General features: G+C 44.5%; 8 protein-coding genes. All 8 read right to left on the bottom strand.

Features of this window, described 5'->3' with window-relative positions:
• Nucleotides 1–224: 224 nt before the first annotated feature.
• The 8 genes from EL84_RS13170 to rhaD all read right to left on the bottom strand — a co-directional run bounded on the left by EL84_RS13170 (nucleotide 225) and on the right by rhaD (nucleotide 14,430).
• A complete protein-coding gene (locus EL84_RS13170) occupies nucleotides 225–437 on the bottom strand; it encodes an immunity 17 family protein (RefSeq protein ID WP_047842001.1) in 213 nt (70 codons plus the stop codon).
• Nucleotides 438–571: 134 nt separating this feature from the next.
• The gene (locus tag EL84_RS32010; RefSeq protein ID WP_053061477.1) at nucleotides 572–5,737 is read right to left on the bottom strand and encodes an S-layer homology domain-containing protein; all 5,166 of its coding nucleotides are present in this window, start codon (nucleotides 5,735–5,737) and stop codon (nucleotides 572–574) included.
• A gap of 573 nt (nucleotides 5,738–6,310) precedes the next feature.
• The gene (locus EL84_RS13160) at nucleotides 6,311–7,465 is read right to left on the bottom strand and encodes a copper amine oxidase N-terminal domain-containing protein (RefSeq protein ID WP_053061476.1); all 1,155 of its coding nucleotides are present in this window, start codon (nucleotides 7,463–7,465) and stop codon (nucleotides 6,311–6,313) included.
• A 187-nt stretch (nucleotides 7,466–7,652) separates the two neighbouring features.
• Nucleotides 7,653–8,984: an ABC transporter substrate-binding protein gene (locus EL84_RS13155; protein WP_047844164.1), complete on the bottom strand. Its 1,332-nt coding sequence runs from the start codon at nucleotides 8,982–8,984 to the stop codon at nucleotides 7,653–7,655.
• A gap of 397 nt (nucleotides 8,985–9,381) precedes the next feature.
• Complete coding sequence (locus tag EL84_RS13150; protein ID WP_036669010.1) at nucleotides 9,382–10,203, bottom strand: carbohydrate ABC transporter permease; 822 nt, start codon at nucleotides 10,201–10,203, stop codon at nucleotides 9,382–9,384.
• Nucleotides 10,200–11,066 carry a carbohydrate ABC transporter permease gene (locus EL84_RS13145; protein ID WP_372238423.1) on the bottom strand — a complete coding sequence of 289 codons (867 nt, stop codon included), beginning with the start codon at nucleotides 11,064–11,066 and terminating at the stop codon, nucleotides 10,200–10,202. Before EL84_RS13145 ends, EL84_RS13150 begins: the two co-directional genes overlap by 4 nt.
• A gap of 439 nt (nucleotides 11,067–11,505) precedes the next feature.
• Complete coding sequence (locus EL84_RS13140) at nucleotides 11,506–13,323, bottom strand: APC family permease (protein ID WP_047841999.1); 1,818 nt, start codon at nucleotides 13,321–13,323, stop codon at nucleotides 11,506–11,508.
• A 261-nt stretch (nucleotides 13,324–13,584) separates the two neighbouring features.
• On the bottom strand, nucleotides 13,585–14,430 hold the full coding sequence (rhaD, locus tag EL84_RS13135; RefSeq protein ID WP_047841998.1) for a rhamnulose-1-phosphate aldolase: 846 nt from the start codon (nucleotides 14,428–14,430) through the stop codon (nucleotides 13,585–13,587).
• Between the last annotated feature and the right edge of the window lie 138 nt (nucleotides 14,431–14,568).

Genomic DNA, 14,568 nt, shown 5'->3' with positions numbered 1-14,568 from the left:
GGTAAAAGACCACCGAAAAATTTCGGTGGTCTTTTTGTTATGGCTATGTTTTTTTCAGGCATGCTATTTGATTAGATATTGTATGCTGGTGTTACTGCATACTGCTGCTTTAAGCATTCAAACGCTTTTTTCATTTGACTCTTCTCACATATCCTCTTATTTTGCCTTCGCTCATGAACATCGTATGTAGATGATACTTGGTTAGTTCGTTTATTTCCCAATAACTATCCGATCAGTAACAGTAATACACCAATGACAATCATGACTACACCGAGAATACCATATACCACTCTTGCGCCCTGCCGTCCAATGGTCTTCACAAAAATTCCTGCTCTAAAGCTCTTCATAAACCAATCCCAATTGTTGATACCACCGAGCAAACTAAAAATTCCTGCCGCTATGGCAAATAGTGCGATTAAAACGGGTTGATCTTGCATTACGTCAACACTCCTTCAATATAATCCTGTCTACTATACCTTCACTTGGTGAAAATTAACAGGCATTAATTAGTAAAAAAACAGCTTGCAGATGGGAGTCTGCAAGCTGTTTTAAACCGTCTTTTATCATGCGTTTATTGCTTTTGCAACTCGCTTGCTGACAATAACAAGGTTACCACTTCAGCACGTGTTGCTTCAGCGAGGGGGTTAAACATATTTTTGCCTGTTCCCTTCACCAGTCCTGCATCATATGCAGCAGCGATATACGGAACGGCCCATGCAGGTACTTTATCTGCATCCGCGAAACTCAGTGCCGGATCGGACTCCACTGGAAGGCCGAGTGCTCTGACGAGCATAACCGTCATCTCTACCCGAGATACTTTGCCCGATGAACGGAACGTATCATCCGTATATCCACTAATGATGCCTTGATCCACTGCCTGAGCAATAAAGGATTGCGCCCATGCAGGTATCCCAGCAGCATCCTTAAACGTCAATGCCTTGTTGCTGGCTGGAAGTTCAAATGCTCTTCCCAACATCACAATGAACTCGGCGCGTGTCGCTGGTGCATTCGGACGGAAATTACCATCCCGATATCCGTTCACAATTCCCCGGGAAATGGCCTGCTCAATGGCAGCAGCCGCCCAGTGATTTCCGATGTCCTTCAGGTCCACAACCGGTGTGGTTGGATTAGGACTTCCTCCATTACCCGGAACGGTTGGCGTAGTTGGGTCTGTAGGATTGGTTGGTGTAGTCGGTGTGGTTGGAGTTACAGGCGGGGTAGGTGTTGTAGAACCTCCACCACTGTTACCACTGCCCGGATTACTTCCATTATTCCCGCCACCATTACCAGGATTGCTTCCATTTCCTTCCCCCGGAAGTGGCGCTCCCTTCAAATCCATACTGCGTCCTTCTGTCTTTTGATCAACTGTACCTACACGGTCCAGATGTTCATGGAAGATTTCATAATCGACCAGATTTAATTCGTAGAATCGATTGTCATCTTTTGCCGTTCTCATAGCACGATAGAAGTCTCCACCGTTAGCCATGAATGAATTGGTAGCAACGATATAATACCCGTTCGGATCAATATCCGAGTACGCACCATCTGCATTCTTAATCTGAACTTTGACCACACGTTGACCCACTTGGGTCACGGTATTGGTCGTTGCATTAATTTTTTCGCCTGGTTTCGTGGAATCGTAGTAGAAACGCATACCCGCTACTTGCGGAAAACGTCCTTCTCCCGTTTCCACACCACTAACTCCATTTTCCAGCGCGGCTGTGATTTCCTTACCTGTCATTTTCAACGCAGACAGGTTATTACCGAATGGCATCACAGTCAGGAGATTACCCAGCGTAATATCACCTGTCTGGAATGAAGCTCGAATGCCACCACCGTTCTGGATCGCGACGTATCCTTTGACATCATTCTCCTGCACAATGGATTTCACTTTCTCCAGCATGCCATCTGTCATCAGATTTCCTAGATTGGTTTCCTGTTTCCGCACAGTGCCCCGTTCTCCATCCAGAAAGACATTTGTTTTACCGATAACCGTTTTCTTGAATTGTTCCAGCTGAGGCGCATATTCTTTCAGCTTGTTTGCGGCTTCCACATCATCAGCATAGACGAATTGGCCGTTAGCATCTTTGGCATCCAGACTCAATAATTTGCCGTTCCACTTCTTCAATACGCCTGCTTCATCAAACGTAACATCCAATTGACCAAGAGAAACGTCATATTCCCCAGTCTGCACAACCAAAGTTGGGTCCGCATGGGTATCCACCAAAACTGGTGCGTTCAGAATGGTGTGTGAATGACCACCTACTACAATATCGATCCCTTCTACAGCTTCTGCCAATTCGAGATCCTCTGAGTAGCCCAGGTGAGTCAAAGCAATAATTTTATTGATACCTTCATTTTGCAGCATTTGTACAGTTGCTTGTGCACTTGCCTTATAATCGATAAACTTCAAGTCATCTCCCGGTGAAGAAAGAGATACCGTGTCCGGTGTCGTCAGTCCGAAAATACCGACTCGCTCACCATTCACTTCCGTAATAATCGCCGGATAGATTTCGGCTTTATCACCCGGGTTACCGATGCTATTTCTGTACAAACCACTCAAACTCGCATCCTTTGAATAATCAATATTAGCACTCACAAACGGGAACTCTGCTTTTTCAATAAATGCTCTCAGTACGCTTGGACCTTTATCAAACTCATGGTTACCAAAGGTCATCGCATCATATCCGATCATGTTCATGAACTCCAGGTCAGCCAGACCATTAAACAGATTGAAGTACAATGTACCAGAGAATACGTCCCCTGCATCCAGCACCAGGGTATTATCATTGCGCGCTTCCTTAATTGCCGTTACTCGGCGCGGGATGTTATCCAGATGCGCATGCGTGTCGTTTGTGTGCAGTACGCGCAGGTTGAAGTCGCCTTCTTCCACTGGATCTCCAATACTCAATTGTGCAAGCAATGGATCATGGTCGCTCACTCGTCCATCTGCTGTCTCAAAATCGGCATTCACATGTACCACTTCGATGGCTGCCGTCTCAGTTAGATTTTTACTCACCAAAATGTGATCCAGTGTCTGGGAGTTTCCATCATAGATGTAGGAATACCGCTGATTTTCTGGTAGTTCGTTTACCAGGTTGTCCAGTTCATTACCTTCAACAATGTTCAAAGTATCCGAGAATTGGAAGTCATTAAAATCACCGAGAACGGCGACATTCACCTCAGGGTCTTTGTTCAGTAACTCTTTCACAAACCCATTCACCAATGTAGCTTGCTTCGCACGTTGAACTTCACTGCTCCGAGTGGCAGGTTGTATACTTCCAAAAGGTTTCAGGTCTCCACCTTTGGAATTGAAGTGATTGGCAATCACCACTACACGTTTACCATTGAATTCGAATTCAGCGGCGAGCGGTTTGCGGGAGCTGGCGAACGCCTCGTCCCCTGGTGCAATACGACCCGGATTATTGGAGAGACTGCCGTCAGCTTTGACTGTGATCGCTGTCGTAGCATTTCCTTTTCCGATACCATTAGCCAACGATACACGGTTCGGCTGATAAAGGAACCCTACACGAATATTGGCACCAGGTGCCCCGCCATCCTTGTTATTTTCCGGAGAAATCTCACTATATCGATATGTTGGTCCGTTGTTCGTTTTGATTGCATCAATTAGCGTCTGAAAACTCTCATTGGACGCTGTTGTGCCCGTGTCGGCATCGCCATCGTTATCCTGAACTTCCATTATGCCAATGATGTCTGGCGTGTTCAGATTATCCACCATGATTTTACCGATTTTATTGGCTCGTGTTGAATCTTTTTTGCTGAAGTTCTCCACATTAAACGTAGCAATGGTCAGTTTATCTGCCGCTTGTTCAATGGAAGTAGTCGCTTGTTTCGTTTCTCCCGGGATAACTGCTGGTAAATTCCCTTCAGGACTCACCTTGAAATTTCCACTAGAGTAGGTCATTACTCCGACTACATTACCATCCAACTTATCGCCTGTTTTTACTGCTTTGGAAGGTTTCTTGCCGATAAATAGACGCTGCGGATTGAGATCACTCTCATTCATATCTTTCTTGTTATCGGTCAGAATAACACCACCGTTAGGTGTGCGAAGTGGATTATTCTCACCATTATCCACAACAACGGCCAGACCCGGTTGACTGGAGTAAGGACCTATAATTTCAGGCTTTTCCAGTTCAACACGCATGCCTTCCAAACTTTCAAAAAAGTCTACAGCATCCGTCTCGGGATTAAATTCTGCAAAAGAGTCTGAGTCAATGACGGTTGGAATTACACGTCCATTGACACCCAACTTCACAGGTGCAGGTAGATCTACCTTATTTATTACTTTTACAATGGCACTCGCCGTAATCTGCGTGGTGGTTAATTCGTTAACCGCCCCATATTCCGTAACTTTCCCAGATACCTTCACCTGATTGCCAACGATAACTCCATGACTTGGTTTATAAACCTGAATGGCTTCGGATGTCCGGTTATCATCGTCCATCTCGCCCGGAAGCTCTTGCATGTAAAAACTGCTTGTACTGACAGAGGTAACAATACCTTCAATATCCTTAACATCGTATCCGTTAAAAACAGAGGTATGTCCTGCGCCCTGAATATCATGGATACGCACGTTTTCTTTATCAGGAAGTATTTGATACGTAAAGGTGTACACTGCACTGGATTGTCCATTAAGAATGGCAACAGCCTTGATTACGATGTCTTGATCAATCACTATTGGACTACTATACACGGCGGAAGAAGAAGTAGGCTCTGTATTATCCGTCGTGTAATGTACAACTGCACTCTTGGCTGGAGAGGTTAATGTGACTTCATTGTTCCGGGGAATCCCGCCAGATGGAACACTTGCCATCACAGACAGGCTATTTTCTACAACATCTGCGGCTGTTCTAGGCAAAATCTCTAATCCGTAATTACTGTTGAATGTCAGAACACCCTGCACATATTCGTAGGTTTTGCCGACAGTTAGCGCGGTAGGAGAGTTTTTGGCATAAATCGTCATCTCAGCACCATGACTATCCGTAGCGTAAAACGTCGAACTACTGCCCCGTATTACCTGAATATCTCTTACTTCGACAAACATTCCCTCATACTTTTCGCCCGGACCTTTGTTACTTTGGTCTGCTGGTCTGACAAAGTCTGTGGACACCATATTTTTGGGTCCGGGGAGTGTCACATTTTGCTCAGTGACCTTCATGTATCCTTCGGTAAAACCTGACTTATCCTTCTCGATCTGGACGAGTCCGCTGTAGTGGGTAATTGGACCATACACTTCAATGCGATCCCCCACATCAACCTGATTCTTCGCTCGGACTACAATGCCAGCTTCTTCGTCTTGAATATAATAATTCGTGAATTCTCCGGAGAGTTCACTGTACGTTACGACACCTGAAACGGCTACATTTGTATTTGGTGCAAGGACTCTCGCATCAGCAATGGATATGATTCCAGTCTCGTCTGCTTCCTGTACTTCTGAGTTATCCGTCTCAGCTGGTTCTTCACTTTCAGTTCCATCAAAATCACCATCTTCGTTAGTTGGTGACTCTGTCCCCTCCAGGTCTGACGATTCTTCAGTTGGGACAGTATTCGGTATGGAAGTCTCCTGATCACTTGTGTGCGGCTCTTCCGTTACTACACTTTCCTCATCAGCATATGCGGTGCTACTTAATCCACCTATTGGTGCCGCACCTGTAACGACAAGAACGAAAACCAGAAACCCTTGTGCCCAACGTTTCACTTGCTTGTTGTTCATTCGTCCTACCCCCATGTTTTCAACTTGGCAATCATTTGTTCAGCCAGCTTGTACATTAGTTCAAATATAAGATAACTGAATAACAGACTTGTGTAAACAATATTTCTTCGTTATGAAAGAAAATAGAACACTCATATCACATTTTCTAAACTAACCTCTATAATAATGAATAAATAGTACTAACTTTTAACTAAAAACACGTTATTAAGCCTATTAAAGTTATATAAATGTTAGATATACAGTTACTTAACGTCAATTAAATTGACATTTATACTGAATATATATACGAATTCGACATTTAGTAACAGTACTCATTTCTTTAAACCCACTAAAACCTGAGTCTTGAGACATGCATTTTCACATGATAAAACGATATGTACGGATCACTTTAGATCACCACATTAACTGAGTATAAAAGAGAACTATTAAGCGCAAAATCAGTATGAGTTAATAGAATGTTAAAAAAAAAACCACAAGAACATCTCCAATTACTCTCAGAGACTTTCTTGTGGGATAATATAAAATATGAAAAATGATACTAATTTCACTTTTTCGAAATGTTACAGACGGTTTTCAATACACTTCTGTGTCTGGTGTCAAAGTAATATTACTTCCATAGGGTTCAATTAATCCTTGTTGCTCCAAGTATTGGTCAACGTATCGATCTGCATTCAGTGAAGTTGACCCGATCCAGTCTGAATATGTTTTTCCAAACATTTTATATAGTATGTCACTAGTATATTCATTACTTAATTCCCCAAAAACAGTATATAACTGTTTTACCGTATTCGTGTGTTTTTTCCCCTCTAAATCGGTCCATGTTACTTTTTTATTCAGATCTACCTTCCTTATATCCTTAGTATATATTTGTACATTTGACCCATTGATTTTGAAGTACACACGGATGCTTTTTTCGTAAGGATGACCCTTGAGAATGCTCCACCCTTTCATATCTCCAGTAGCTGGCACAGCATAAAGTTTCCCTTTTGTTGGAGTTGTTCCTGTTACACTGTTTTGTTTTTGAGGTTGTTCAATATTAATAGTCATTTTACCTTTACCAATGGATACTTGCATCTGCTTAGCTTTAGAGTTATAAGTCACAGTTCCATCCAGAGCATCTGAGAGAACAGAAGCAGGAAACAAAGTTACGCCATTTTGAACAAGCAACGGGGACTTGAGAGTTAATGGCTCTCCATTTAACGTTGCTTTTGTTCCCGTTTTCGGGAGAGTTAGTTTGGTAGAACCAACTTTAATCTCGAAGGCGTCCTGTTGAGCAATGTAACTAACACTCCCTCCCAGTGCCTTAAATACCTCTTTCATCGGAACAAGAGTCACACCATTTTTTATGTATCCTCCATCAATTGCTTCATCCAAACTACCTGAAATAGTAACTGATCTTTCAACATTTTCGACTTTAACAGTAATTGTTGAAGAACCTACACCTATTACCTTTACCATCCCAGTGCTCAGCACTTGAAGTATATGAGGTTCACTTATCGTATAATCTGTTTTTGTAAGACCTGTATTTCTTCTGTAGTATGGATCGTTATCGCTATGTATTGAATTTTCGTCATCATACACAACAACTATATTAAGATTAATCTTACCACCGACCGAAACTGAAGTATTAGGGATGAGTTCAATATCTTTAACTTTAAGTTCTTCCGCATAAACACTTGAAACAAACAACAACATAAATGCCATCATTAGAACCGTTACTCTTTTCATTCACTTGTACTCCTTCTTATTTTTAATATTGTCCATTGCTTTTCATGAATCCATGTATTGGGATACCCCTTTCAGCTTCCTATTCTATTTTCGGAATCATTAACAAAAAATGTTAGTCTTTCTTTTTAGTAAAACAAAAAAATTGAATGCAGCTTAACCACTGCATTCAACATGGATATGAATTAAATTATTTCTTCACCGTGCTGTTATATTGCGCAATCTTGTCTGTAATTTGTTTAGCCGCTGCATCCAGTGCTTCCTGTGGTGTACCTTGTCCATTCAGGACCGTTTCAATCGCTCCTTCGACAAGTTGTCTGGCTTCCGGGAATACACCCATTAACGCCCCGGATGTTGCTGTCGAATCCGCGGAAGCGTGCAATTGGTCGACTGCTGTCTGGAATTGTGGGTACTTCGCCATATTATCCTTTAATACTTGCTCATTGTAGGCTGCTGTCGTAATAGGGAAGTATCCTGTCGCAACACTCCAGTTCGCTTGTACCTCTGGTGTAGCCAAGTACTTGATGAATTCCCATGCCGCTTGCTGTTGCGCTTCCGATTTGTTGTTCATGATGTACAAGCTCGCTCCACCCACTACAACGCCGCCTTCTTTGGCATCCGCTGGACGAGGGAGGAAGCCTGTTCCCAGTTCAAACTTGCCACCTGAACCTTCTACGATTTTACGCAGGCCAGCTGTGGAATCAAGAGTCATACCGATTTGCTGAGCGGTAAATGCTGCTGTTGTATCGTCTGTGCTACGTCCCAGATTGGAGAGGGTCTTCTCATCAATCATCTTTTTCCACCACGTTAATGTCTTCACTCCAGCTTCGGAGTTCAACAGAGACTCTGTGGCTGCCTCAGTTCTTCCGTTTCCATTGTTTACATAATCTGCATTCTGGTTTGCAAAGAACTGTTCCATAAACCAGCCGTAGATCGCCATGGATGCACCTGGCTTACCGTCTTTCGCCAATGCTTTTGCTGCTTGTTCAAACTCTTCATACGTCTTGGGCGGGTTCTCCGGGTCGAGACCTGCTGCTTTGAACATATCCTTGTTGTAGTACAGGATAGGGTTGGATGTGTTAAACGGCATGGCGTTCAATTTGCCATTGATGGTGTAGTATCGGATGATGTTTGGCTCCAGTTGGGACAGGTCGAACTGATCCTTGTCGATGAACTGTTGTACTGGCGTAATCATGCCCGAATCAATCATGAACTTGCTACCAATCTCATAGACTTGGATAATGTCTGGACCGCTGTCTGAGCCCATGGATGCTTTGAGTTTGTTCAGACTTTCATCGTACTTCCCTTGATAGATGGGCTTCACCTGAATGTCGGGATGGCTAGCGTTAAAATCGGAAGCGAGTTGGTTAATGGCTTTCTCCCCAGCGCCAGACATGGAATGCCACCACGTCAATTGTGTTGTTTCAGCTGCGGCCGCTTCTGCTTGTGCTCCACTTGCCGGGCTGCTTGTTTCAGCTTTTGTTCCGCAAGCGGCAATGACCAACATGAGTGCAGCCAGCATTAATGCAAATGTTCCTCTTTTTTTCAAACGAAATCGCTCTCCTTTTATATGGCTCGCGTACAATAAAATCTTGGGGATGACGCGGTGTGGCCGTTACGGTTACGAATCGTTCTTTTGATCGCTGTTATCCCCGGATTTCTTTTCATTCCCTTTCAAAGGGGGAAATCCGGGGATAAAGGCGAACGCTTTGCTTCTTCAGAATCGAGTTCGTCCCCTCCACTACTACCGTCGTTCATTTCAACATTTTATTTGAAGCACGAGCCTCATTTTATTCGCTCCTGGTATCCAAAACTTAAGACCTGATACATGTTTTAATTCAAAACCTCTAAATTAAAATCTTTAGATCAAAACCTTCAGAGCTTCCACTTCAATTAAATAGTTGTAAAACTTTCATTGCCTACCCCTTCAGCGCGCCTGCGGCCATTCCGCGGACAAGCTGTTTCAACCCGAAGATCAATAGCAGCAAGGATGGTAGAATGACCATCGCTGTTCCGGCAAATACCAGATTCCACGCTGTGGATTCCTGGAACTCCAGCATCGAGATGCCGATCTGTGCGGTTCTCATTTCCGGTGTGTTTGTCACCAGCAGCGGCCAGAGATACGAATTGTACATGCTTAAGAATGAATAGATTGCCAGTGTACCCAGTGCCGGACGGGACAAAGGCAAGACATGCGATATGAAATAGCGAATATGACCACAACCGTCGATCCTCGCTGCCTCAAACAGTTCCTTGGGCAGTTGCATGAAGAACTGTCTTAGCAGGAATGTACCAAACGCCGTTGCCAGAAACGGCACCGTCAACCCCTGGTAACTATCCAGCCAGCCCCAGCTGCGAACTGTCAGGTAATTTGGGATCATCGTCACTTCCCATGGAATCATCATCGTTGCGACAAACATGCTGAAGATGACGTTTTTGCCTTTGAACTGCATTTTTGCAAAAGCATAGGCTGCCATACTCGCTGTAATCAGTTGACCAAGCGTTGTGAGTCCTGCGACAAGAAAGGTATTGCCGATAAATCGACCGATCGGAACAATATCAAATACTTCGCTAAAGTTGGACAGATCGATTGAATTTGGAATGATATGCGGCGGATAAGCGCTCGCATCTTCCGGCGTCATCACGGCCATGAAAAAGGTGTACATCACCGGATACAGCACAAGCGCTGCACAGATCGTCAGTAATACATACAACAGCGTTTTGGTCCATGTCGCACTCATTGGTAATGCACTTTCCTTTCTACCCATTTGAACTGGATCAGGGTCAACAGCATAATCACCACAAACAGGATCAGTGCCTGTGCACTACCTGTACCAAAGCGGAAATTAACAAAGGCTTCCTGATAGATGGAATATACAAAAACATTTGTACTGTCCATCGGGCCACCCCGGGTTAGAATGTTGATCTGACCGAACGATTGAAAAGCACCAATGATCGATACGACCGTGACAAAGAATAACGTTGGTGACAGTAGCGGCATCGAAATTTTGCGAAACGTCAGCAATGGTCCTGCACCGTCAATCTTGGCGCTCTCGTAGATCTCATCCGGGATGCCCGCCAAACCACTGGATAGAATAATGTAGTTGAATCCAAGGTTCATCCAGATCGTCATGATGGAGATTGAAATCAATGCCCAATCCGGGCTGGTAAGCCAGGGAATTGGATCGATACCTACTTTGCCAAGCAGATAATTCAGCATGCCCAGGGTCGGATGGAATAGAAACTTCCAGATCACCGCTGACGAACCAACGGATAACACCACGGGCAGAGAGAATACAAATTGGAACACACGCATTCCCTTGAACCGGTTGTGGGTCAGTGCAGCCAGAATCAGAGCAGCCAACATACCTGTGGGGACTGTAAACAGCACAAATAGTAACGTCACTTTCATCCCTTGCATAAACAGTCCTGATTGGAACACAGCCTTGAAGTTATCCAGTCCTACATAAGCCGCAATCTGTCCCGTCGGATCTGTGGAATGCAGACTGAGGTACACGGACTTAAACATCGGGTAAAACAGAAACACTGCAAACAAAAGCAGCGATGGTGCCAGGAAACCATAGGCCAGCAGATTCTCCCGCATTCGCTGCACACGTAGCGAGGCTGTCCGGCGCGCACTCGTACCGGATACGCGCCGTTTGGCGGCGGGCAAGCTGATCCGGTTATCAAGCTCACTCATCGGATTTTCTTCCCCCTTGTTTCACGCATTCAGTGTGTGTGAAATGTTAGATCAACTTCAGCACCACGTTATCTAGTGTAAGAGTCAAATGTCACAGCAAAATTCATTCTGAATCAACGTAACGTTAATCATGGACAAGGGACTTTACGGAAATGTGCATCCATTCGAAAGCGGTATCCAGACCGGATTTCACGACAAAAAACCGCAAGAACTCCCCTGTTTGGAGATATCCCTGCGGTTTGATGTGTAAATGGAATATGAACGTTTGTCTATTAATAAAAGTGACTCATTTTACAATAATCTGTAAATATTCCAAACGGGTTAAAGCGATTAACCGTTCGAGTTAACGATTAAGATGATATGGCACCGTTGTGACAATCACGTCTTTGTAATTAATCAGATAAGCACGAATCATAAAGCTGGTCTGGTTGTGCAGTACATTTTGCCACCAGTGCTTGGTGATGAATTGCGGAATCAATATAGTGATGTGATCGGTCTCAGCCGTTTTCCACTCTACTGTATCAATGAATTTCTTGAGCGGCCCCATAATGCTACGGTATCTCGATTTGATCACGACCAGACGAACACCTGGATTCCACTCCTCCCACTTCTGCTCCATCTTGCGTATCGCCTCATCATCGAAGCCAATATAAAGTGCGACCACGTGATCCGACATCGTCTGGGCGTAACTGATCGTATTCATGACGACCCGGGTAATGCCTGCAACAGGAATGACAATGGTATTACCTTTTTTGGCTGGCTTATCAACCTGAATATCAATACGTAGTTCATCGGCGATGTTGCAATAGTGACGGTGAATACGCATGAATACATAAACAACGACCGGCAAAAAGATAAAGATGACCCATGTCTGCGTGAACTTGGTGAAAATAAAGATCAGGGTAATCGATAATGTAGTCAGCATACCGACGGTATTGACCAGCAACTTCATCTGCCAGCCAGACGGTTTGACTTTGATCCAGCGAATCATCATACCGAGCTGTGACAGCGTAAATGGAATGAACACCCCTACCGCATAGAGCGGAATCAGGCTTTCCGTATTCCCTTTGAACCCGACCACCAGCAGCGCAGACATCACACTAAGAAAAATGATCCCGTTTGAGAAACCAAGCCGGTCTCCTCTGACCATAAATGCATGCGGCATGTATTTATCCTTTGCCATCATGAAGGATAACAGCGGAAAAGCCGAATAAGCTGTGTTGGCTGCGAGGAACAGGATCAGTGCCGTTACACCCTGGATGATAAAATACATCGTGCCCCTTCCAAACGTCGCTTCAGCAATCTGGGAAATGACCGTTGCTTTGGGATCAGGCTTCACTCCGTACCCATAAGCCAGTAAGGTGATACCGATGAACATGGCTCCCAATATACAACCCATGAGCAGTAATGTACCCGCGGCATTTTTCTCAGCAGGCTGCTTGAAGTTCGGGATCGCGTTACTTACCGCTTCCACGCCAGTCAAGGCCGAACAACCGGAGCTGAATGCTTTTAATAACAGAAACATACTCACATGGGATAGACTTGTTCCGAATTCAGGTGCAGCTGCTTCCATCCCCCCGGCAAGAAATTTGATTCCGCCCGAGATAATCAGAACCGCAATCGAAAAGATAAACAGATAGATGGGGATCGCCAGCACAGACGCTGACTCCGTCACTCCCCGCAAATTCATAATGGTTAGAAAAACAATCATAATCAGAGCAATCACAACACTGTAGTCATGCAGCATAGGAAAAGCCGACGTAATCGCATCCGTCCCTGCGGACGAACTTACCGCAACGGTCAAAATATAATCGACCAGCAGAGATCCTCCGGCAATCAGACTGGATGTTGTACCCAGGTTATCCTTGGCTACGATATAAGCGCCGCCCCCTGTTGGATAAGCAAATATCGTCTGGCGATAGGAAAAAATTAAAATGACGAGTAATCCCAGCACGGCGATGGAAATCGGAACGGAGTACCACAGGGCGGCGAATCCGGCCGCAACGAGCACCAGCAAAATCTGTTCCGTACCGTAGGCAACGGACGATAGGGCATCCGAGGACAGGATGGCGAGTGCCTTCCATTTCCCCAATTTTTCTCCATCCAGTTCAGCCGATTTCATGGGCTTGCCTATTAAGATTCTCTTCATTTTGCCAAGCATGATCATAACTTCCTTCCGTCTCTCATCTGTGAAGCATTGTTATTATGCAAAATCGCAGAGCCGTTGACAATACGTCATTTCACCCGAAATTCGCCAGCGCGTGATAATGCATTCTACGATTCAATAATCGATAACAAAGCCATTCTTGTTCAGCAATTTGAACTTTTTTGAACCAAAATGACGATTGTTCGTCAAAAAAAAGGAAATGGCCTTTGGTTCAATGAACCAAAGACCACTTCCTTGATCTATGCGTTAACTATATTAACTTCCCAGAATTCCGGGACGAGGGGTAACACCAAACGCTTGCGCCAGTGTGGTCAGCTGTTCATCCGTAATTCTCTGCCGGATCTCGTGACCAGCGACCAGCATATACACTTGGGCTGCCTTCTCGATCGTCTCAATCAGACCAAATGCCTCGTCAATCGTTGTTCCTGTTCCAAAGATGCCATGTTGCGGCCAGATGACCGCGTGGTATTCTTTCATTTTCTCAGCCGTTTCGCGTCCAATCTCGTTTGATCCAGGAATCATCCATGGAATAATGCCGATCCCATCCGGGAATACAACCACACACTCCGTGCACATCTGCCACAGCGTTTTCGTGAATTTTGCTTCATCCAATTCGTGGATAAACGTCATAGCCAATACATGAGTGGCATGGTTGTGCATGACAACCCGGTGGTTCGGGTCCAGTTTCAAACGTTCGATATGGCTCATGAAATGTGTAGGCAACTCACTTGTTGGATTCGCCCCCGACTTCAATCCCCAGAGCACTTCCAGCTCCTGTCCATCCTGCGATACACGCAGCACCCCTAGATTACTCTCCGGATCAGCGAGTACATTTTTGAAATATTTGCCCGATGCGGTCACGATAAAATACTTGCCTGCCAGCTCCTGCACCGAAAATGCTGGTTTGATCTTGCGAATCACATGATGGATATCGATATATTGGGCAACTTCCTCTTCCTCCAGCAGATAGCTGACATTACCGCCATTACGCTCATCCCAGCCATTTTTCCACATATGTTGTGTAATCTCAGCCATCTCACGAACAAATGGGATATGGAAACCTACAACCTGCGTTGTTTCATTGGTAAGGGTCACGTTCATGATCAATCTCTCCTTATATTGAAAATCAAATGGCTTGCCACGTACATAGTAAGTTCTTTATTTCACATTCATTATACCTTTGTTTATCTTTGGTAGTCAATAATAAACACAGATATATTCTTTTATTTATTTTTGTTT

It is taken from the genome of Paenibacillus sp. VT-400 (genome assembly GCF_001029205.1).
Lineage (GTDB): Bacteria > Bacillota > Bacilli > Paenibacillales > Paenibacillaceae > Paenibacillus > Paenibacillus amylolyticus.
The sequence above is the reverse complement of the archived record's forward strand: the minus strand, read 5'-3'. Positions and strand labels throughout refer to the sequence as shown.

Excerpts from the sequence above, each read along its gene's own strand:
- EL84_RS13170 (WP_047842001.1), bottom strand. The coding sequence starts at position 437 with ATGCAAGATCAACCCGTTTTAATCGCACTATTTGCCATAGCGGCAGGA.
- EL84_RS32010 (WP_053061477.1), bottom strand. The coding sequence starts at position 5,737 with ATGAACAACAAGCAAGTGAAACGTTGGGCACAAGGGTTTCTGGTTTTC.
- EL84_RS13160 (WP_053061476.1), bottom strand. The coding sequence starts at position 7,465 with ATGAAAAGAGTAACGGTTCTAATGATGGCATTTATGTTGTTGTTTGTT.
- EL84_RS13155 (WP_047844164.1), bottom strand. The coding sequence starts at position 8,984 with ATGCTGGCTGCACTCATGTTGGTCATTGCCGCTTGCGGAACAAAAGCT.
- EL84_RS13150 (WP_036669010.1), bottom strand. The coding sequence starts at position 10,203 with ATGAGTGCGACATGGACCAAAACGCTGTTGTATGTATTACTGACGATC.
- EL84_RS13145 (WP_372238423.1), bottom strand. The coding sequence starts at position 11,066 with ATGCGGGAGAATCTGCTGGCCTATGGTTTCCTGGCACCATCGCTGCTT.
- EL84_RS13140 (WP_047841999.1), bottom strand. The coding sequence starts at position 13,323 with ATGCTTGGCAAAATGAAGAGAATCTTAATAGGCAAGCCCATGAAATCG.
- rhaD (WP_047841998.1), bottom strand. The coding sequence starts at position 14,430 with ATGAACGTGACCCTTACCAATGAAACAACGCAGGTTGTAGGTTTCCAT.